Source organism: Thiomonas sp. OC7, assembly GCF_900634595.1.
Classification (GTDB): domain Bacteria; phylum Pseudomonadota; class Gammaproteobacteria; order Burkholderiales; family Burkholderiaceae_C; genus Thiomonas; species Thiomonas arsenitoxydans.
In genome coordinates, this window is sequence record NZ_LR131953.1 from 2,212,834 (window position 1) to 2,231,223 (window position 18,390).

At 64.2% G+C, this 18,390-nt stretch carries 20 protein-coding genes; 10 read left to right on the plus strand and 10 right to left on the minus strand.

Annotation, left to right across the window (positions count from 1 at the left end):
- Position 1 precedes the first annotated feature (1 nt).
- Genes BIO17B3_RS10560 through modD form a run of 4 tightly spaced genes read left to right on the plus strand, consistent with a single transcriptional unit; the run spans position 2 to position 3,186 of the window.
- The gene (locus tag BIO17B3_RS10560) at positions 2 to 853 is read left to right on the plus strand and encodes a sulfite exporter TauE/SafE family protein (protein ID WP_156054021.1); all 852 of its coding nucleotides are present in this window, start codon (positions 2 to 4) and stop codon (positions 851 to 853) included.
- Between the two features lie 21 nt (positions 854 to 874).
- Entirely contained in the window at positions 875 to 1,660 is a 786-nt protein-coding gene (gene modA / locus BIO17B3_RS10565; RefSeq protein WP_156054022.1) for a molybdate ABC transporter substrate-binding protein, read from the plus strand.
- A gap of 10 nt (positions 1,661 to 1,670) precedes the next feature.
- The gene (locus BIO17B3_RS10570; RefSeq protein WP_156054023.1) at positions 1,671 to 2,366 is read left to right on the plus strand and encodes a molybdenum ABC transporter permease; all 696 of its coding nucleotides are present in this window, start codon (positions 1,671 to 1,673) and stop codon (positions 2,364 to 2,366) included.
- Positions 2,344 to 3,186, plus strand: coding sequence for a ModD protein (gene modD, locus BIO17B3_RS10575; RefSeq protein WP_013122007.1), 843 nt, complete (start codon positions 2,344 to 2,346; stop codon positions 3,184 to 3,186). Before BIO17B3_RS10570 ends, modD begins: the two co-directional genes overlap by 23 nt.
- A gap of 68 nt (positions 3,187 to 3,254) precedes the next feature.
- On the opposite strand, the gene BIO17B3_RS10580 is transcribed toward modD, so the two are convergent.
- On the minus strand, positions 3,255 to 5,978 hold the full coding sequence (locus BIO17B3_RS10580) for an HAD-IC family P-type ATPase (RefSeq protein ID WP_156054024.1): 2,724 nt from the start codon (positions 5,976 to 5,978) through the stop codon (positions 3,255 to 3,257).
- A gap of 238 nt (positions 5,979 to 6,216) precedes the next feature.
- Between BIO17B3_RS10580 and BIO17B3_RS10585 the strand changes: the two genes are divergently transcribed.
- Positions 6,217 to 6,726, plus strand: a complete 510-nt coding sequence (locus tag BIO17B3_RS10585; protein WP_156054025.1) for a c-type cytochrome — start codon at positions 6,217 to 6,219, stop codon at positions 6,724 to 6,726.
- Complete coding sequence (locus BIO17B3_RS10590; RefSeq protein ID WP_013122010.1) at positions 6,723 to 7,070, plus strand: c-type cytochrome; 348 nt, start codon at positions 6,723 to 6,725, stop codon at positions 7,068 to 7,070. Before BIO17B3_RS10585 ends, BIO17B3_RS10590 begins: the two co-directional genes overlap by 4 nt.
- A 28-nt stretch (positions 7,071 to 7,098) precedes the next feature.
- On the opposite strand, the gene BIO17B3_RS10595 is transcribed toward BIO17B3_RS10590, so the two are convergent.
- The 3 genes from BIO17B3_RS10595 to BIO17B3_RS10605 form a co-directional block, all read right to left on the minus strand.
- Positions 7,099 to 7,236, minus strand: a complete 138-nt coding sequence (locus BIO17B3_RS10595) for a hypothetical protein (protein WP_013122011.1) — start codon at positions 7,234 to 7,236, stop codon at positions 7,099 to 7,101.
- 101 nt (positions 7,237 to 7,337) lie between these two features.
- Complete coding sequence (locus tag BIO17B3_RS10600; RefSeq protein WP_041608319.1) at positions 7,338 to 7,541, minus strand: cold-shock protein; 204 nt, start codon at positions 7,539 to 7,541, stop codon at positions 7,338 to 7,340.
- A 244-nt stretch (positions 7,542 to 7,785) separates the two neighbouring features.
- A complete protein-coding gene (locus tag BIO17B3_RS10605) occupies positions 7,786 to 8,658 on the minus strand; it encodes a transposase (protein WP_156054026.1) in 873 nt (290 codons plus the stop codon).
- Positions 8,659 to 8,768: 110 nt separating this feature from the next.
- Between BIO17B3_RS10605 and BIO17B3_RS10610 the strand changes: the two genes are divergently transcribed.
- Both BIO17B3_RS10610 and BIO17B3_RS10615 read left to right on the plus strand, forming a co-directional pair.
- Positions 8,769 to 9,905: a HigA family addiction module antitoxin gene (locus BIO17B3_RS10610; protein WP_156054027.1), complete on the plus strand. Its 1,137-nt coding sequence runs from the start codon at positions 8,769 to 8,771 to the stop codon at positions 9,903 to 9,905.
- Positions 9,906 to 9,917: 12 nt separating this feature from the next.
- A complete protein-coding gene (locus tag BIO17B3_RS10615; RefSeq protein ID WP_156054028.1) occupies positions 9,918 to 10,406 on the plus strand; it encodes a hypothetical protein in 489 nt (162 codons plus the stop codon).
- On the opposite strand, the gene BIO17B3_RS10620 is transcribed toward BIO17B3_RS10615, so the two are convergent.
- Positions 10,403 to 10,624 (minus strand): histone H1, encoded by a 222-nt coding sequence (locus tag BIO17B3_RS10620; RefSeq protein WP_156054029.1) that lies wholly within the window; start codon positions 10,622 to 10,624, stop codon positions 10,403 to 10,405. The genes BIO17B3_RS10615 and BIO17B3_RS10620 overlap by 4 nt on opposite strands.
- A gap of 137 nt (positions 10,625 to 10,761) precedes the next feature.
- Between BIO17B3_RS10620 and BIO17B3_RS10625 the strand changes: the two genes are divergently transcribed.
- Positions 10,762 to 12,741 carry a monovalent cation:proton antiporter family protein gene (locus BIO17B3_RS10625; RefSeq protein ID WP_156054030.1) on the plus strand — a complete coding sequence of 660 codons (1,980 nt, stop codon included), beginning with the start codon at positions 10,762 to 10,764 and terminating at the stop codon, positions 12,739 to 12,741.
- A 40-nt stretch (positions 12,742 to 12,781) separates the two neighbouring features.
- Entirely contained in the window at positions 12,782 to 13,840 is a 1,059-nt protein-coding gene (gene ruvB / locus BIO17B3_RS10630; protein WP_013122013.1) for a Holliday junction branch migration DNA helicase RuvB, read from the plus strand.
- 12 nt (positions 13,841 to 13,852) lie between these two features.
- Here the strand turns inward: ruvB and BIO17B3_RS10635 are convergent, their stop codons facing one another.
- The 5 genes from BIO17B3_RS10635 to BIO17B3_RS10655 all read right to left on the minus strand — a co-directional run bounded on the left by BIO17B3_RS10635 (position 13,853) and on the right by BIO17B3_RS10655 (position 18,372).
- Positions 13,853 to 14,962 carry a DUF3443 domain-containing protein gene (locus BIO17B3_RS10635; protein WP_232054260.1) on the minus strand — a complete coding sequence of 370 codons (1,110 nt, stop codon included), beginning with the start codon at positions 14,960 to 14,962 and terminating at the stop codon, positions 13,853 to 13,855.
- 262 nt (positions 14,963 to 15,224) lie between these two features.
- Positions 15,225 to 16,478: a DUF3443 domain-containing protein gene (locus BIO17B3_RS10640; RefSeq protein WP_156054031.1), complete on the minus strand. Its 1,254-nt coding sequence runs from the start codon at positions 16,476 to 16,478 to the stop codon at positions 15,225 to 15,227.
- Between the two features lie 12 nt (positions 16,479 to 16,490).
- Complete coding sequence (locus BIO17B3_RS10645) at positions 16,491 to 16,988, minus strand: DUF2844 domain-containing protein (RefSeq protein ID WP_156054032.1); 498 nt, start codon at positions 16,986 to 16,988, stop codon at positions 16,491 to 16,493.
- Positions 16,989 to 17,083: 95 nt separating this feature from the next.
- Positions 17,084 to 17,734 (minus strand): histidine phosphatase family protein, encoded by a 651-nt coding sequence (locus tag BIO17B3_RS10650; RefSeq protein WP_156054033.1) that lies wholly within the window; start codon positions 17,732 to 17,734, stop codon positions 17,084 to 17,086.
- Positions 17,735 to 17,778: 44 nt separating this feature from the next.
- Positions 17,779 to 18,372 carry an acyloxyacyl hydrolase gene (locus BIO17B3_RS10655; RefSeq protein ID WP_156054034.1) on the minus strand — a complete coding sequence of 198 codons (594 nt, stop codon included), beginning with the start codon at positions 18,370 to 18,372 and terminating at the stop codon, positions 17,779 to 17,781.
- Between the last annotated feature and the right edge of the window lie 18 nt (positions 18,373 to 18,390).

Here is an 18,390-nt window from a genome sequence, read left to right on the forward strand (position 1 = left end):
CATGAACGCGTCTTCGTCGGTCACCGCCCCCTGCCCCACGGCCTGCGATACGGCCTGTGCCGTCCGTGGCTTTTTCACCGCGCTGGCCATCGGGCTGCTCGGCGGCCTGGTCGGTCTGGGCGGGGCGGAGTTTCGTCTGCCGGTGCTGGTCGGGCTGTTCTGTCTGGCGACGCTGCAGGCGGTGATCGCCAACAAGGCGTTGTCGCTGCTGGTGGTGGGCGTGGCGATCGTCGCCCGGCTGCACGCCGTGCCGCTGGCGGTTTTGCTGCCGCATTGGCCCGTGGTGCTCAACCTGTTGGCGGGCAGTCTGCTCGGTGCCTGGTGGGCCGCGGGCTGGGCGATGCGCTTGCCGCACAAGACGCTCGATGGCGTGCTGCTGGTGCTGCTCATTCTGCTGGCCTGCACCATGGCGGCCGAGCAGGTGTTCGGCCTGCGCGCCTTGCCCAATCTCGCACAGATTCTGTCGCCCTGGGGGCATGCAGCGCTGGGCATCGCCGCCGGGCTAGTGATCGGCCTATTCGCCGCGGTGATGGGCGTGGCCGGGGGCGAGCTGCTGATTCCGACCATCGTGCTGCTGTGGGGGCTGGACCTCAAGCTCGCGGGCAGCCTGTCGCTGCTGGTGTCGCTGCCGACCATGATCGTGGGATTTGCCCGCTACCGCGAAAGCGCGGCGTTCGCCGTGCTGCGCACCCATCGCGCGCTGCTGTTGAGCATGGCCGCAGGCTCCTTGCTCGGTGCGTTGCTGGGCGGGCTGCTGCTGGGCGTCGTGCCCACCGACGGCCTCGGCCTGCTGCTGGCGCTGATTCTGGCGGTCTCGGCGTGGAAAGTGTTTCGCCACCGTCGTTCCACCTGAACACCACAAGGAAAGTTTGTCATGCAAACCGTTTTGCTCACCCGTCGCCGCCTCGCTCTCGGCGGTTTGATGGCGCTGCTGCCCGCGGCGCGCGCACTGGCTGCCGATCCCGCCGGGCTGCTGCTCATGGCTGGCGCCGGTTACAAGCGTCCGGTCGAGGCGCTGTGCGCCGACTTCACCCGTGAAACCGGGATCCCGGTCGAGCGCAGCTACGGCAATCTGCAGCAAATCTTCGCGCAGGCGCGCGCCAGCGGGCGGGTGGACGTGCTGATCGGCGACGCCGACTTCATCGACCACGCCAAAGACCTGAGCCTGCCGCAGCGCCAAACCCTCGGTCAGGGCAAGCTGGTGCTGGCGTGGCGGCGCAAGCTGCTGGGCCGGCGCAGCCCCGACCCGATCACCGACCCGGTGCGCGACCTGCCCGAGATGCAGTCCATCACCCTGCCCAACCCGCAGCAAGCGATTTACGGCCGAGCCGCCGAGCAATGGCTCAAGGCCAAGGGCCTGTGGGCGCCGCTGCAGGACAAGCTCAAAATCGTGCAGACCGTGCCGCAGGTCAGCGCCTACCTCACCTCGGGGCAGATCGACGCCGGTTTTCTCAACCTTACCGAGGTGCTGGCGGTCAAGGGGCAGCTCGGCGGCTACCTCGAACTCCAGCCGGGGGCGGATAGCTATGCGCCGATCGACATCGTCGCCGCATTCCCCGCGGAGACGGCGCAGCCCGAAACCGCGGCCAGCCGCGCCCGCTTTGCGCAGTTCCTGCAAGGCGTGCATGCGCAGGAGATTTTGCGCCGCGCCGGGCTGTGAGCCTTGCCGCATGCCCGTCCTCACCCCGGATGCGGTCAAAGCGCTGTGGCTGAGTGTGCAAATCGCCCTGCTGGCGCTGCCCGCTTACGCCGCGGCCGCTGTGCTGTTGGGTTACGCGCTGCAGTTCGGTCTGCGCCGACCGGCTTGGTTGGACGCGCTGATCACCATCCCGCTGGTGTTTCCGCCGGTGGTCATCGGCTTTGCCCTGCTGTGGCTGCTGGGGCGCGAGAGCCTGCTCGGGCGCGCGCTGCAGCTCGTCGGCGTGGATTTCGTGTTCACCTTTCCGGGGCTGCTGCTGGCGGCGTTCGTCGCCGGGCTGCCGCTGGCGGTCAAGACCCTGCAGACCGCGCTGCAGACGCACCCCCGCGTGTGGCACGAGGTGGCGCTCACCCTGGGGCGCGAGCCGGTCAATGTGTACCTCACCATGCACCTGCCGATTGCCTTGCCCGCCTTGCTCGGCGGGCTGCTGCTGGCGCTGGCGCGCGGCATGGGCGAGGTGGGGATATCGCTCATGCTCGGCGGCAACATCCTCGGCCGCACCGAAACCCTGTCGCTGGCGATTTTCAACACCGTGACCACGGGCGACTACGCCCAGGCGGCCTGGCTCAGCGCCTTGCTGGGCGGGTTCAGCCTGGTGCTGTTCGTTGCCGTGCGTCTGCTGCAAAACAAGGAGCTTGCCAAACATGATGTACTTCACCCAGGCTGATATCGATCAGCTCATTCTCGAAGACCTGCCGCTGCACGACGAAACCACGCGGGCGCTGGCGCTGCCCGACGTGCCCGGCAGCCTCACCTACTGCGCACGCCAGCCCGGCGTGCTCGCGGGCCTGGCGCCGCTGCTGCGCCTGGCGCAATCGCTGGGTTTGCGCCCCGAGCCGCTCGCGGCCGATGGCGACGCTACTGCGCCGGGGCAGGCGGTGCTGCGGCTGCACGGCAACGCGCACGCGCTGCACATGGCCTGGAAACAGGGCATGAACCTGCTCGAATATCTGGGCGGCATCGCCAGCGCCACGCGGCAGATGGTCGATGCCGCGCGCGCGGGCAATCCGCGCATTCAGGTGGCGGGCACGCGCAAGGCGCATCCCGGAGCGCGCAAGCTGCAGCACTACGCCGTGCTGTGCGGCGGCGGCATGGTGCACCGCGCCGGGCTGTCGGAAACCATTTTGGTGTTCGCCCAGCACCGCGCCTTTCTGCCTGATCTGGATGCGGCGCAACTGGTGGCGCGCGCCAAGGCGCACAGCCCGGAGAAATTCGTGCTCATCGAGGCCGAAAGCGCCGACGACGCGCTGGTCGCCGCCCGCGCCGGGGCGGACGGCGTGCAGCTCGACAAAATGTCGCCCGAGCAACTGACCGCGCTCGTGCCGCAACTGCGCGCGCTGCAGCCGCGGCTGACCATCAACGCCGCTGGCGGCATCCGCCCCGACAACGCCGCGGCGTTTGCCGCCAGCGGCGTGGACGTGCTCGTGACCTCCAGCCTGTACAACGCCAAGGCCGCCGACTTCGGCGCGGTGATGCAGCGGCTGTGAACTCTCTCGCGCCGCCGTCGAGAATGCGGTTTGCTGCGGCGGGGTCGGCCCCCGCCACGGATGCGCCGTCACATGCGCTGCAGGCCCATTCGCCGCCACAGCCCCTTTTCGATCTCGATGGCGGAAAACACCGCCAGGCTCAGCCCCAGGATCATTGCCCACGACGACGGCGGCAGCGCCGCGCCGCCGAGCAGTGACTGCAGCGGCGGCGCGTAGGTGAACGCCAGCTGCAGCAGCACCAGCAGAATGGCCACCGCCAGCGCCACCGGATTGCCGTGCAACAGGGTGCGATGCAGCGCCGAGGCGGTGTAGCTGCGCACCTGAAACAGATAGGCCAGTTCGGCGAAGGCCAGCATATTGACCGCTGCGGTGCGTGCAAGCTCAAGGCTGCTGCCGCGCGCCAGTTCCCATTCGAAAATACCGAAGGTTGTTGCGCCCATCAGCAGGCTGACGAACCCGATGCGCACCAGCATGGAGCGGGTGATCAGCGGCTCGGCGGGTGAGCGCGGCGGCCGCTGCATGACGTCGATTTCGGGCGGCTCGAAGGCCAGCGCCAGCGACAGCGTGACCGCGGAGACCATGTTCACCCACAGGATCTGGCTGGCGGTGACCGGCAGGGCCAGACCCGCCAGCAGGGCGAACAAAATCACGCCAGCCTCGCCGATATTCGTCGGCAGGATGAATAGCAGCGACTTCTTGATGTTGTCGAATACCGCGCGGCCTTCGCGCACGGCGCGGACGATGGTGGCGAAGTTGTCATCGGTGAGCACCAGATCGGCGGCCTCGCGCGCGGCGTCTGTGCCTCGCCGCCCCATCGCCACGCCGATGTCGGCGGCCTTGAGCGCCGGGGCGTCGTTCACGCCGTCGCCGGTCATGGCGACGAGTTCGCCGTCGGCCTGCAGCGCGCGCACCAGCCGGAGTTTGTGTTCCGGGCTGGCGCGGGCGATGACGTCGGTCTGGAGCAAGGCGCGGCGCAAGGCGGCCTCATCGAGTGGGTCGATGCGTGCGCCGTCGAGCGGCAACGTGGCATTCAGCCCGATCTGCGCACCGATGGCTGCGGCGGTTGCGGCGTGGTCGCCGGTGATCATTTTCACCCGCAGTCCGGCCCGCTGGCACTCGGCCACTGCGGCAACGGCCTCATCGCGCGGCGGATCGATCAGGCCCGCCAGGCCCAGCAGGGTGAACCGCGGCGTGATGTCGGCGACGGTGAGTTGCGCCATATCTGAGGCGGCTTCGCAGCGTGCCAGCGCCAGCACGCGCAAGCCCGATTGCGCTGCCCGCTCGATGGCCGCGAGCCAGTCGGACTGCACCACCGGCGCGCCATTCGCTTCCAGCGTGCACAAGGCCAGTACCTGTTCCGGCGCGCCCTTGAGCAGAATGAACGCCTTGCCCTGGGGGTCGCGATGCAGCGTGGCCATGTAGCGCAGTTCGGATTCGAAGGGGATGGCATCGACCCGCGGAAACTGCGCGCGCAGCGCCGCCCCGTCGAGACCGGCTTTGTAGGCCAGCGCCAGCAGCGCGCCCTCGGTGGGATCGCCGACGAGTTGCCATTGCTGCTGCGCATCTTGCTGCAATTGCGCGTCGTTGCACAGCAAGGCGCAGGTGGCAAGCGCCTGCAGCGGGTCATGCTGCGCCGGATGGATCGGCTTGCCCGCGGAAGTGAACACGCCAATCGGCGCGTAGCCCGCGCCGCTGACGGCGAGTTCGCATCCCGTCAGCATGACCCGCACCGCGGTCATTTCGTTGCGGGTGAGCGTGCCGGTTTTGTCGGTGCAGATCACGGTGACCGAGCCCAGGGTTTCGACGGCGGGAAGGCGACGCAGCACGGCGCGCTGACGCGCCATATTGCGCGTGCCGATCGCCAGCACGATGGTGACGATGGCCGGCAGGCCCTCGGGAATCGCCGCAACCGCGAGCCCGACCACGGCGAGAAACACGTCGAACATGGGCATGTGCCGCACGGCAACCCCAAAGGCGAAGGTCAGGGCGCTCAACAGCAGAATCACCCAGGTGATCTGGCGCGAGAAGCGGTCGAGGCGGCGCGTCAGCGGGGTTTCCAGCACGGCGGCCTCGCGCACCATGTCGCCGATGCGGCCGATTTCCGTCGTGCGCCCGGTTTCCACCACCACACCCCGCCCCTGGCCGTATCGCACTACGGTTCCGGCGTAGGCCATGCAGCGGCGTTCCGCCACGGGCGTTGCCTGGTCTACTGCGGCGGTGTCCTTCTCGGTGGCCACGGATTCGCCCGTCAGCGCAGATTCGCCGATGCGCAGGTTTTTGACCTGCAGCAAGCGCAAGTCGGCTGGAACCCGGGCGCCGGATTCCAGCAATACCAGGTCACCGGGCACCAGCTCGGCCGCGTCGCACTCGGCATACACCCCGTCGCGCAGCACGGTGGCCCGGCTGGCGAGCATGGCGCGCACCGCGGCCAGCGCTTGTTCAGCCTTTCCCTCCTGCACAAAGCCGATCACGGCGTTGATCAGCACCACTCCCAAGATGACCGCGGTGTCCACATAGTCGCGCAGCAGCAAAGTGACCCAACCTGCGGCGAGCAACACATAAATCAGCGGATTGTGAAATTGCAGCGCGAAGCGGAGCAAAGGGCCACGCCGGGGCGGGGCGGGCAGGCTATTGGGGCCCTGCTCGCGCAGGCGCCGCCTGGCTTCGTCCGCGCTCAGGCCGCGCTGCGCATCGCTTTGCAAGGCAGCCAGCGCGTCAGTCGCTTCGCGGGCATGCCAGAGAGCGCCCCCAGGCCACCGCTTTGCAGCGGCCGCCTCCCGAGCGGCTTGCAAGCCGCCAGGTGGGCAAGAAAACTGGGGGCTGCCCGGCGTTTTCTCATGAGGATGTTCGGGAAGGGGCACGGGCGCTCGCTGATGGCCGGAATGCGCAAAGATTAGCAGCGCATGTTCTGGGTTTGGATGACACCGCGCACACCTCTGCAAGCACCTTGTCACATCTTCTCACCGCTACCGGCTTGCAGTCGCAGCACAATCAAAAAACGCAACTGCGCAACCGCGCGAGGAGACAACGATGTTCCAACTGAAGCGTTCATCAAAATCGCTCATTCCCGCACTCTGCATGACCGCCTTGGCGCTGTCAGCAGGCTCGGCCTTTGCCGCGACCGCACCGGCGGGCAAGTTCACCGCCACGGCCAAAGTCTCATCGATCGACGAGGCCGCAGCGCAAGGCGCGCAAATTTTCGCCAACGACACCTTCGGCACCAAGCAGACCTGGGTGCCGACCAACGCCTTCAGCAGCCATCTCATGACCTGCGCCGCCTGCCACACGGACGGCGGCAAAACCGAGGGCACGACCCCGGCGGGCGCCCATCTGCCCAGTCTGATCGGCGCAGCGGCCAACTATCCGAAATTCAAGGCCAAGAAGCACGCGGTCTACACCCTGGAGCGGCAGATTGTGCATTGCGTGCGCGCTGGCATCGTCGGCAAGCCCCCGGCGTATAACAGCCCGGAAATGATCGACCTCGTGGCCTATCTCACCCAGCTCTCCAAGGGCGCCACCATGGGGCAGCAATTCAAGTGATTGGGCTGCGTCGAATCGTCATCGGCGGCGCGCTCGCCTGGGGAGCGGTTGACGTCGCGTGGGCCGCCTCCGCTTCCGATATGCAAAAACTGGCCGAGTCGCAGGGCTGTTTTTCGTGCCACGCCATCAACCACAAGAAGGTCGGTCCGGCTTACACCGCAGTGGCGCAACGTTACGCTCACAACCCGAACGCCGCGGCCATTCTGCAAGACGCGATTCTCAACGGCCATCAAGGCACATGGGGCGTGATTCCGATGCCCGCTTACGCCCCGGACGGCTACCTGAACCCGCATCAGGCGCTCGATCTGGCGAAGTGGATTCTGAGCCTCAAGCCCGCGCCCTGAAAAGAGAACGCCCAACCGGGCGTGGCGCTCATTTTTTCTTGTGACGATCCGGCACGAAGGTGACGATTTCCGGCCGCACCGCATCTGGCGAAATTGGTTTGGGCGGAGATTTGTCCGCCTTGGGTTTTTTGACTTCCTTGTTCGTCCGTTGCTGACCTTTGGGCATGATGACGCTCCTTGTTGTGTGCATTGTCCCGCATCGGGAATAAAAAAACCGCAGCCAAGGCTGCGGTTTTTTGTTTGAGCCCTTGCGGGATCAGATCATGATCACAGCGGCGTCACGTTCGAAGCCTGCAGGCCCTTGGGGCCTTGCTTGACTTCGAATTGCACGCGCTGGTTTTCAGCCAGGGTCTTGAAGCCATTGCCTTGAATTTCGCTGAAATGCACGAACAGATCGGCATCGCCGCCGTCCTGGGCGATAAAGCCAAAGCCCTTGCTTTCGTTAAACCATTTGACGGCGCCAGTTTGCATAGCCATTTTTGAGTTCCTAAAAAGTGAATGAGCTGCGCAGCAACATGCCAGCGCAGTGCAGAAACACGCCAGAAATCACTTGGGGAATTCAATCAGGCCGCAAACCGCTGCAGGGCAGACGGATTGGGTTTCGACGATCTTCTTCAAAACGACCTACTTTTGCGTTACTACGGCGCTTATTGTAATTGGTTTCTGGCTCGACGTGTGATCCACGTTGGGAACTGGTAGTGTCTCAGTTTGAAAATCAATCAACTTTCTTCTTGTAGGGGCCGCGTTTCTTGGCTTCTGGCTCCGGTGCCAAGTCGCAGATTTCTTCGATAGTCCAGACATGATCGCTGATGCCTGCCGCCATGGCTGGCGTCACGCGAAGAGACTTGTGAATACGGGCAAAGTTGTAGTGCATGAAGTGCAGCGACACTGCGTGCTCAAGGTTCTCGATCTTCTTGCTGAAGCCATTGGTCAGGCGGGTGAATCGACGCATGCTCATGCGCATGGTCAGGTTCTGGCGCTCTACGTAGCTGGTTGATACTTTTGCCTTGTCGGGATCACCAACAATGGGGCGGACCTCGGCGCTGATGAACTCTGACGGGCTGTATCGGCGCTGATCGGTCATAGAGCCAGCCCCGTAATGCTTGACCAGCATTGCATAGTCGATTGCAGCGCCAAAGGCGTCTTCAACGGCTTGTAGGTAAGGCTTGTGGCCGTCCGTGGTCAGTTGCACGCGGTTAGCCAAGCGCCCGGCCAGGTCGTTCATGAAGTCGTGGGCGTAGTCCGCATCGCGCTTGCCTACCATGAAGGATGCAATCAACTTGGTATCGGCGCACAGGGCCGTCCATGTGTAGACATCGCCATAGCCAAAAACACCCTTGTCTTCGGGGGCTACGTTCTTTTCCTTGGCGTAGCAGAAGGCCCAGATTTCATCGCACTCAACGCGCTTGCAAGGCAGCTTGTTAAGGGTACGCGATTGGAAGTCATTGCAGGCCGCACCCACGTCTTCCAAGAGCTTGGTCACGGTGTTGATCGACACATCCGCCACACGAGACACCGCACGCATCGACATGCCCTCAACCAGCAGGTTGATGATCTGGGCGCGCTTTTCGATGGGGATGCGGTTCATGCTTTACCTATGCATTTCGTTCAGTTTGAATTTTACGCATACCTTGGTTAAAGTCAAGCATTTCGTTCAGTTTGCGAAAAAGCGAAATTTCGCTATACAATGATTTCACCATGAACGAGATGTACAAGACCCCGGGCCAGTTGATTGAAGCGTTGCTATCTGAGCGCGGGTGGACGCAGCGCGTGCTGTCCACCGTGCTCGACATGAGTGAGTCCACATTGAACAAGCTAATCTCCGGCAAACAGGCCATAACCGCTGAGATTGCGATCACGTTTGAAGAAGTCTTCAGCGTTCCTGCGGAGCAATTTTTGGTGCTTCAAAAAGACTATGACCTAGCCCGCGCCCGACTTGTCAGTCGGCCCAACCCTGGGCGGGCGACACGCGCGCAATTGTTCGGCGGTCTTCCCGTCTCAGAGATGATCAAGAGAGGGTGGCTGAACGTAGAAGACGTGCGGGATATGCCCAAAGTAGAGGCTGCTCTCACAAGTTTTTTTGGTGTTGCTTCCGTCAATGAAATTGAGGTTTTGCCTCATGCCGCGAAGAAAACAGCCGTGTCAGAAGAGACCACTCCCGTTCAGCTGGCATGGCTGTACAGGGTCAGGCAAATTGCCAGTGAAATGATCGTTAGACCTTATTCGCCGTTTGGCGTTCGTAGAGCTATTGAGCAATTGAAGCTGCTGGTGCTGTCAGCGGAAGAGGCAAGGAAGGTGCCTCGCATCTTGGCTGAGGCGGGCATTAGGTTTGTGATTGTTGAGTCGCTTCCCGGAGCAAAAATTGATGGCGTCTGCTTCTGGCTGGATGACGCGGCACCAGTAATTGGCATGTCATTCAGGCATGACCGCATAGACAATTTCTGGTTTGTCCTTCGGCATGAGCTTGAGCACGTCGCCCAGGGGCATGGCAAACATCAAATCGCCATTGATGCAGCGCTAGAGGGCGAAAAAGCTGGCACTGGGGCTGATGTTCCAGAAGACGAGCGTGTAGCCAACAGCGCTGCGGCTGAGTTCTGCATACCAAAAAAGATGATGGATGCATTTATCGCGCGCAAGGCCCCTGTCTTCTCGGAGCGCGACATTCTTAGCTTGGCTGCTGCTCTGAGGGTTCATCCTGGGCTCGTTGCTGGACAACTTCAGCACCGCACTGGCCGCTATGACAGATTCAGAGATCACTTGGTGAAAATTAGATCGGTGGTTGCGCCGGGGGCCGCTGTTGATGGTTGGGGTGATGTAGCTCCGGTTGGCATGTGAAGGAATCTGAAAGTGCAGACAAAAGCTCAACAACGGCAGGCAATCATTCGCCTATATCGTCAAGAAACAGGCAAGCAATCCTGTGATATGCATGATGTCGCAGAGTTCGCGATTCAGCTTGGCATGAAACCGCCAACGCCAAAGACGCCGGTGGCGCTTTTGGCTGAATTGTTCTCAGCAGCCGCGCGTGAAGAAACAGGCAAGGATGAGGTGACGGGCAGGCCGTTTCGCGTGAATTTCGCCGTCACAACATGGAGCGGCAAGGATCAGATGACCCTGTGGCATACGCTTGATGACGCACCTAGACCGATTGCGCACAAGGGCCTTATGCAGCGCCGGGAACAGATGGTTGGAGATGCCGTCTCATTGTCAGATGACGCTCTCCGTTGGAACCGAATGCATCCAAACGATGAGCAGATTCAGATCCCACTGGACTTTGAGTTCGACGTGATGTTGAAGCGGAACGCGCCGACAGATGACGAAGAAGTGCAGGCAGCCTAAGTCTTCTTCCACCTGGCTTGGGCTGCAACAGTGGCAATCTCCACGCGCTGTTCTGCCGTCAGTGATGCGGCTCTAGCTCTCCCGCCCTTTTTCCCACCAGCCCGACCAGCCAAAGTCTTTGGCGAATCGACGGCTTTTTCGATCGCGCCAGTAGCTTCATCAACGATGCGCTTGGCAAGCTGGTTAAGGTCGAGCTTCTTTCCTGTACGTGTCTTCATGATGCTTTCAAGCCTAGCAGGCTGTGCTCCAGCGTCAAGTGCGGCCAAATTCAAACTGAGACACTACCTGGGAACTTGGGCATGACTTATGCTGCGCCGGGTAGATACAAAATTTTCGCCAGCCCTTTTTCTCCACGATGACCGGCCTCGAACTCACCCTGCTTTACCTCGTTGCCGCAGTGATCGGTGTGGCTGTGTTTCGCGCCATGTCCATGCCGCCCATGCTCGGCTATCTGGCAGTAGGCGTGGTCATCGGCCCCAACACCCTGGCGCTGGCTGGAGACACCGCCGGGTTGCAGCATCTGGCTGAATTCGGCGTGGTGTTCTTGATGTTTTCCATTGGCCTGGAATTCAGCCTGGGCCAGCTCAAGGCCATGCGGTCGCTGGTGTTCGGGCTGGGCGCGGCGCAAATGCTCTCGACCCTGGCGGTGGCGCTGTTGGCCAGTTTGGCGTTTGCCGGGTTCATGCCAAAGTTCTGGTCGCAAGCGATTGCGGCGGGCATTGCCATCGGCGGCGCGTTCGCCATGTCGTCCACGGCCATCGTGGTCAAGCTGCTGGCGGAAAAAATTGAACTCGACTCGGAGCATGGTCGCCACATCATCGGTGTGCTGCTGTTTCAGGATCTGGCGGTGGTGCCCCTGCTGATCCTGATTCCAGCGCTGGCTTCGCACAGCGCCGATCTGCCGCGGCTGCTGCTGTTTGCTGCCATCAAGGCGGTGCTGGTGCTGGCGGTCATTTTGCTGGCAGGCGGGCGCTTGCTGCAGCCTTGGCTGCGCATCGTGGTCAAGCGCAAGTCCGATGAGCTGTTCATGCTCAATCTGCTGCTGCTCACCTTGGGGCTGGCCTGGATCACCGAGCTGGCCGGGCTGTCGCTGGCGCTGGGCGCATTTCTGGCCGGCATGCTCATTGCCGAAACGCCCTACAAGGCGCAGGTGGAGGCGGATATTCGCCCCTTCCGCGACGTGCTGCTCGGGCTGTTTTTCATCACCATCGGCATGCTGCTCGACTGGCGGCTGGTGCTGGCGCAGTGGTGGCTGGTGCTGCTGCTGGCCGTGCTACCGCCGCTGGTCAAGGCGGCGCTGGTGTTCGGCATCGAGCGTCTGCGAAAAACGCCGCCGGGGCTGAGCCTGCGGGTGGCGCTGTGGCTGGCGCCGGCGGGTGAATTCGGTATCGTGCTGCTCAATATCGCGTCGGGCAACAAGCTCATTCCGCCCGAGGTGCTCAATCCGGTGTTGGCGGCCATGGTCATTTCCATGCTCTACACCCCTCTGCTGGGGCAGTACATCGACCGCATCGTGCTGAAGGTGTCATCGGCGGACTGGATGCTTGCCTCGCTGCAGCTCACCAATATCGCGCGTAGTTCCATCAAGGCGCAGAACCACGTCATCATCTGCGGCTTCGGCCGCTGCGGGCAGAATCTGGCGCGTCTGCTCGATACCGAGCACATTGCGCACCTTGCGCTCGACCTCGATCCCGACCGGGTGGCGCAGACCAAGGCCGCCGGGCAGAACGTGGTGTACGGCGACTCCACCCGGCTGGCCACGCTGCAGGCGGCCGGCTTGCAGCGGGCGAGTGCGCTGGTCATCACCTATGTCGAGACGCATTCGGCGCTGCGCATCTTGCATCTCATGCGCGAGCATGCGCCGCATGTGCCGGTGGTGGTGCGCACCATGGACGATGGCCCGCTGGAAGAGTTGCGCCAGGCTGGCGCTGCCGAGGTGGTGCCCGAAATTCTCGAAGGCTCGCTGATGCTGGCCTCTCACACTCTGGCTCTGGTGGGCGTGCCGCTGCCGCGCGTGCTCAAACGGGTGCGGCATGCGCGTGCGCAGCGCTACGGCCTGCTGCGCGACTGGTTCCACGGCAGCGACGATGCCTCGCTGGAAGACGCCGATCAGCCGCGTCTGCAATCGATCACCCTTACCGCCGAAGCCGCCGCGGTGGGGCAGATGCTGCGTGCGGTCAGCCGCGAGGGCGCGCGCGTCACGCAGGTGCGGCGCAGCAACGGTCAGGTGCTCAAACCCGCTCCCACCCTGCTGCTGCAAGAGGGCGATACCGTGGTGCTTTCCGGCCTGCCTGATGCGCTGGCCGTGGCGGAAGAAGCGCTGCTGCGCGGTTGATCTATGCTGTGCGGATTTCCAGTTCTTCGCGCCGCCTGCCGTGCCCATACAACCTGATGCCTTTGCTGCCAGCCCCGCGCGGGTGATCGATGCTGCGGCCGTGTCGCCGCAGGAGGCCGTGGCCGAGCGTGCGCTGCGCCCGCAGCAGCTCGACGACTATGTCGGCCAGGCGCGGGTGCGCGAGCAGCTCGACATTTTCATCGGCGCGGCGCGCAAGCGCGAAGAAGCCCTCGACCACGTGCTGCTGTTCGGCCCGCCGGGTCTGGGCAAGACCACGCTGGCGCACATCGTGGCGCGGGAAATGGGCGTCAACCTGCGTTCGACCTCCGGCCCGGTGCTCGAACGCGCGGGCGATCTGGCCGCGTTACTGACCAATCTGGAGCGCAACGACGTGCTGTTCATCGACGAGATTCACCGCCTCTCGCCGGTGGTCGAGGAGATTCTGTATCCGGCGCTGGAGGATTATCAGATCGACATTCTGATCGGCGAAGGGCCGGGCGCGCGCAGTGTGAAAATCGACCTGCAGCCCTTCACCCTGGTCGGCGCCACCACGCGCGCGGGCATGTTGACCAACCCCTTGCGCGACCGTTTCGGCATCGTCGCCCGGCTGGAGTTTTATACCGCCGAGGAACTGACTCGCATCGTGCTGCGCTCTGCCAAGTTGCTCGGTGCGGTCATCGACCCGGACGGCGCGGTCGAGATTGCCCGCCGCGCCCGCGGCACGCCGCGCATCGCCAACCGCCTGCTGCGCCGGGTGCGTGACTATGCTGACATGAAAGCCGCCGGGAGAATCAGCGCCGAAGTGGCCGATGCCGCACTGCGCATGCTCGACGTCGATTCGCTGGGTTTCGACGTGATGGATCGCAAGCTGCTCGAAGCGGTGGTGCACCGTTTCGACGGCGGGCCGGTGGGGCTGGACAATCTGGCCGCGGCCATTGGTGAAGAGCGCGACACCATCGAAGACGTGATCGAACCCTACCTCATCCAGCAGGGCTATTTGCAACGCACCCCGCGCGGGCGCATCGCCACTGCGGCGACCTACGCCCATCTCGGCCTGGCCGCGCCGCAGCGCCCGGGCGGCGATCTGTTCGGCGGCTGAGGTCCGGCGAGATCAATACGCCAGATAGCCGTTCGGCGCGCTGGCGTTGGTGCCTTCCAGGCCCGTGGCGATTGAACGGCCGTAGAAAAACGGCAGCCCCAGATCCACGAAACCCGGAATGGCCGCCGTTCCGCCCAACGCGGGCAGGGCGGCGTTTTGCGTCTGGAACATCTCTTGCGCATTGCCGATCACGATGTTCTGCGCCGGCCCATAGGAGCGGTCAGCCAACTGCAGACTGGCCGCCAAGCTGAACGCCTGCGAAGGGCAGTAAAAGCTTGAGGTCTGCGAGCAGGTCGGCACGCCGCTGAGCGCCAGGTAATAACCGTTGGAGCCGCTGTCGACAAAGCCCGACATCGCCGTTCCGTTCAGGGTCAGAGACAGATTGCCCGCACTGTCGAGCGGATAAAGCTGCGCGCCGCTCAGCGTGTTGTTGGCCTGCGTATTGATGCCGAAAATCAGCGTTCCGTTTGCGCTGGGCGCGCCAAGGGGCAGCGGCACGCCGGGCAGGGCGAGGATGCTGCCGTTGTTGTCCGTGGCGAATGCCGCGATGGGGTTGATGCCTTGCAGCGAAGTGTCCACTGTCGTCCCCGTGCAGGTGCTGCCGGTGCAGGCGAAATACACCCCCGGTTTGGCGCTTTGCGCGCAGGCGCTGCCGCAGTCGTACTTCAAATTGCTCACACCCAGAATGCCGTTGGCGATGCCGTAAAAATTGCTGGCGAAATCGACCCCGCCCGTGCCGCTGCAATTGCTGGGCGCGGCGGGCAGCGCGGCGTCATCCATGATCTGGATCGGGATCGCGGTCGTGGTGGCCTCACCCCCGATCTGCACGATGGCCCGCCGCATGCTGCCCCAGGCATAGCCCGAGGCGAACTGCGCGCAGGCCGCCAAGGTGGAGCTGCCGTTGGTGATTTGGGGTAGCGCACTCAGCTGAGTGCTGTTGAGTGCAGCGGAAAACAGCCGCAGCCCCTGCGAGCCGGTGTCCACCAGCACGTCCGGGATGGACTGGCAAGGACTGCCGCCTGGCGCGCAGACCGTGACGGTGACGTAAGGCGTGTTCGCCGTGAGCGTGGTGGTGTTGCTGCCGAGTTGGCGAATGCTGACGGCGACTTCGTTGTAGGCCATCGAAACATTGCTGGGGGGCGCCGTATCGGACGGCGTGCTGGGCGTCGGGCTAGGCGTCGCGCTGGATGTCGTATTTCCACCGCCTCCTCCGCAAGCCGCGAGCAACAGCGCTGTGCTCAAAGCGGCGATGACAGATGCTGCGCGGAAAAAGGCGGATCGGCTTGTTTGCGGCATGGTTGCGGCCTCGGGGCTAGGTCAAATACAAGTCGGGGGTCATCGCCGAAGCATTGAACCGCAGCTCAGATGACAGTGTCCATCGGGTTCAGAACGCCCAGTAGCCGTAGGGCGCGTTGGCGTTGCTGCTGTCCTCCAACCCGGTGGCGATGGGACGACCGTAGAAAAAGGGCAGGCCGAGATCGGCGAACTGGGCGATGGCGGCGGTGCCGCCCAGAGCGGGCAGGGCGGTGAACTGTTGGTCGAACATGGTCTGCGCATTGCCGATGACCAGGGTCTGCGCGCTGGAGGCGCCGCTGAGCTGAACGGTGAGCGCAACCGGGCTGCTGGGGCAGTACCAGCTGAATGCGGCGTTGGGTGTGCAGCGGGTGACGCTGGGGTCGAGGTCGAGAAAGTAGCCGTTGGAGCCGCTGTCGATGAAGCCGCGGCCCATCACGCCATCGATGCGACCGTCGATGTAAGCGTCCTGCCCGATGGGGAAAATTTCGGCGCCCGCGGGCAGCTCGTTGTTGGATTGCGTGCCGATGCCGAACACCAGCGTGCCGGTCGCGCTGGCAGCGCCACCGGGCGCCACGGCGGGCAGGTTCAGGATGCTGCCGTTATTGTCCACGGCAAACGCGGAAATGGGGTTGGTGCCCTGTTGCGAAAGTTCGGCGCTGGTCTGGCTGCAAGCGCCGTTCGCGCAGCGGTAATACATCGCAGGGCGGTCGGTGGCTGGTGTGGCCGCAGTGCAGCCTGCGCCGCAGTCGTGAATGAAATTGCTGATGCCCAGAATGCCGTTGGCCACCGGGGCGAAGCGGGTGGCGAAGTCGATGCCCTGTGCGGCGCAGGTCGAAGGCGCGGCGGGTAGGGTGGGGTCGTTCATGAACTGAACGGGGATGGCCGTGGTCGTGACCTCGCCGCCGATCTGCACCGTGGCCAGGTGCATGCTGCCCCAGGCATAGCCCGAGGCGAACTGGGCGCAGGCGGCCAGCGTGCCGCCGCCCGAGGCAATGCCAGGGAGATTGAGTGCGACCTTGTTGGCAAAAAGCCGCAGCCCCGCCGAGCCGGTATCCACCATCACGTCTGGAATGGTCTGGCAGTTGCCGCTGGCATCGCAGACCTTCACATCGACATAGGGCGTGTTCGCCGTGATGCTGGGGGCGCTCTGGAGCTGGCGAATGCTGACCGCCGCCACATTGCTGCCCGTTGCGGGGCTGCTCAGGGTGACAGGTTGGGGCGATGGTGGCGCGCTGCTGCCGCCGCCTCCGCAGCCGGTCAATAGCAGGCCAGCCAGCGCAGCGGGGGCGGCCAGACGCATCCAGCGGCGGCTAAGGCGCCAGAAGCGCAGTCCGGTCAACATGGCGGCGCAGCCTCAGGGCTGAAGGCTGGCGGGGTCGAAGCCGGCAGGAACCAGCGAGGGCACCCAAGCCACGCCAAGAAAGCCGCGCATGCGGCCCGCGCTGTGCACGACGATGTCGCTGCCCGCCACCTGCGAGACATTGAGCTGCTGCGTTTGCGTCTGGGCAGCGTGGACGTAGGGGGCGAAATAGCTGCCGAGCAGTTGTTGCAGATTGGGCTTGAACGACCCTTTCCAGGTGATGGCGAACACCGTGCCCGCCGCGTTGGCATATTCCGTGACCGTCACGCCCTGCGGCGTTTGCACGGTTTGCGATTGAACGGCCGACGCATTGCGGGTTGCAGTCGGGCCAGACGTCGCCTGCGCCGCGACACGTTGCACCTGACTCACCGGATTACCGTCCTGGGCCGCTTCTGACAACGGACGGCCCAGCCCGGCCTGGGCCGAAAGGCTGCTCAGTGCAAGGGTGAGCCCCAAGAGAGATGAAAACAGGTGGGTACGAGCAGCAGCCATGGCGTGGTAGAGCGAAAGGGAGCAAAAGCTGCAGTCTAACGACTCGTGACCCTTTTCATGATGGATTCAGCGCAGAAAAAACGGTGAAGCTGCCACTATTGCACGCCTTCATTCAGGCTGCGATCGAGATGCGCAGTATCGCCCCAACCCACCAGGGTGAGCTGGCCCTGGGCGTAGAGCAGGCGGTTGAGCGCGGCATTGCGCAGTTCGAAGCTGCGCGGCGCCTGCAGTTCCTGCCCGGTGGCGGCGCGGTAGAAGGCGTCGAGCACGCCGCCATGCACGGCGACGACGATGAGCTGGCCGGGATGGCGCGCGGCAATGCGCCGCAAGGCAGTCTGGGCGCGGTCGGCGAAGTCGCGCAGGGTTTCTCCGCCGGGGGCGGCGAAGGCCGGATCGCGGTGACGCCAGCGGGCGCACAGTTCGGGGTGCAGCGGCTCCAGCGCGGCAAAGCTGTAGCCCTCGAACGCGCCGAAGCAGCGCTCGCGCAGGCCGGGGTCGCGTATGACGCTCAGGCCGTGCGGCGCGGCAATCGCTTCCGCCGTCTGCCAGGCCCGTTGCAGATCGCTGGCGTACACGGCGGCCAAGGGCTCCTCGGCCAAGGCGCGGGCGGCCAGCCGGGCCTGCTCCAGCCCGCGCGCGTTCAGCGCAATATCGGTATGACCCTGGATGCGCGAAGCGGCGTTCCAGTCGGTTTCACCATGACGGATGGCGATGATGCGGGTGGGTTCGGGCGGGTTGTCGAGCATGGTGCCCGCATTGTGCCGCAGCCCTTCGCCGACCCGCGTGAGGTTCAGTTGAAGCTGTAGCCCACCCGCAGTTGCACATAGTCCTGCCCCGGGTTGGGGCGCTTGATGTCGGCGTTGGAGTAATGGGTGAGGCGCGCGCCCAGCGTCCAAGGCGTGCCCGCGAAGCGATGCAGCAGGCCGATGGAATCGCCGAACTGGTAGGCGGTGGAGATTCGCTTGGCACCGAGGGTCGTGCCCGAAAACAGGTTGGCGCCGATGCCGAATTCCATGGCCGTCTGCGGCGCAAACCACCAGCGCGCAAAGGGCGTGAGCCCGAGGTGGGTGAGGTGACGGCTGCCGGGGCCTTCCGAGCTGCTCACTTGTCCCAACGAGGCTTCGAGCACCACGTCGAGGCGGCTATGCGCGAAATCGTGTTGCCACAGCGGGCCGGATTGAAGGGCCAGCGTTGCATTGCTGTAGCTGTGGCCCTTGTCGATACCCCAGAGCGCGGAAAGCTCGGTGGCCTGCGCCGACCCCAGCCCCGTGGTGAACAGCAGGGCGGCGGCGAGGGCCGCGCGGCGCAGCGCCGCCGTGGTGAGCCCGGGCCGCTTCGCCCCTTGCTTGGGCCGATGGGAATTTTGAGAAGTTGGGTTTTGCATCGCAGACCTCTTTGGGGT

What these genes read in the sequence shown, in the direction of transcription:
- BIO17B3_RS10605 (WP_156054026.1), bottom strand. Translation starts at nt 8,658, where the DNA reads ATGAACCGCATCCCCATCGAAAAGCGCGCCCAGATCATCAACCTGCTG.
- modA (WP_156054022.1), top strand. Translation starts at nt 875, where the DNA reads ATGCAAACCGTTTTGCTCACCCGTCGCCGCCTCGCTCTCGGCGGTTTG.
- BIO17B3_RS10570 (WP_156054023.1), top strand. Translation starts at nt 1,671, where the DNA reads ATGCCCGTCCTCACCCCGGATGCGGTCAAAGCGCTGTGGCTGAGTGTG.
- BIO17B3_RS10595 (WP_013122011.1), bottom strand. Translation starts at nt 7,236, where the DNA reads ATGCCCAAAGGTCAGCAACGGACGAACAAGGAAGTCAAAAAACCCAAG.
- BIO17B3_RS10600 (WP_041608319.1), bottom strand. Translation starts at nt 7,541, where the DNA reads ATGCAAACTGGCGCCGTCAAATGGTTTAACGAAAGCAAGGGCTTTGGC.
- BIO17B3_RS10650 (WP_156054033.1), bottom strand. Translation starts at nt 17,734, where the DNA reads ATGCTCGACAACCCGCCCGAACCCACCCGCATCATCGCCATCCGTCAT.
- BIO17B3_RS10560 (WP_156054021.1), top strand. Translation starts at nt 2, where the DNA reads ATGAACGCGTCTTCGTCGGTCACCGCCCCCTGCCCCACGGCCTGCGAT.
- BIO17B3_RS10645 (WP_156054032.1), bottom strand. Translation starts at nt 16,988, where the DNA reads ATGGCTGCTGCTCGTACCCACCTGTTTTCATCTCTCTTGGGGCTCACC.
- BIO17B3_RS10620 (WP_156054029.1), bottom strand. Translation starts at nt 10,624, where the DNA reads ATGAAGACACGTACAGGAAAGAAGCTCGACCTTAACCAGCTTGCCAAG.
- BIO17B3_RS10585 (WP_156054025.1), top strand. Translation starts at nt 6,217, where the DNA reads ATGTTCCAACTGAAGCGTTCATCAAAATCGCTCATTCCCGCACTCTGC.
- BIO17B3_RS10640 (WP_156054031.1), bottom strand. Translation starts at nt 16,478, where the DNA reads ATGTTGACCGGACTGCGCTTCTGGCGCCTTAGCCGCCGCTGGATGCGT.
- BIO17B3_RS10655 (WP_156054034.1), bottom strand. Translation starts at nt 18,372, where the DNA reads ATGCAAAACCCAACTTCTCAAAATTCCCATCGGCCCAAGCAAGGGGCG.
- BIO17B3_RS10625 (WP_156054030.1), top strand. Translation starts at nt 10,762, where the DNA reads ATGACCGGCCTCGAACTCACCCTGCTTTACCTCGTTGCCGCAGTGATC.
- BIO17B3_RS10635 (WP_232054260.1), bottom strand. Translation starts at nt 14,962, where the DNA reads ATGGCCTACAACGAAGTCGCCGTCAGCATTCGCCAACTCGGCAGCAAC.
- modD (WP_013122007.1), top strand. Translation starts at nt 2,344, where the DNA reads ATGATGTACTTCACCCAGGCTGATATCGATCAGCTCATTCTCGAAGAC.
- BIO17B3_RS10610 (WP_156054027.1), top strand. Translation starts at nt 8,769, where the DNA reads ATGAACGAGATGTACAAGACCCCGGGCCAGTTGATTGAAGCGTTGCTA.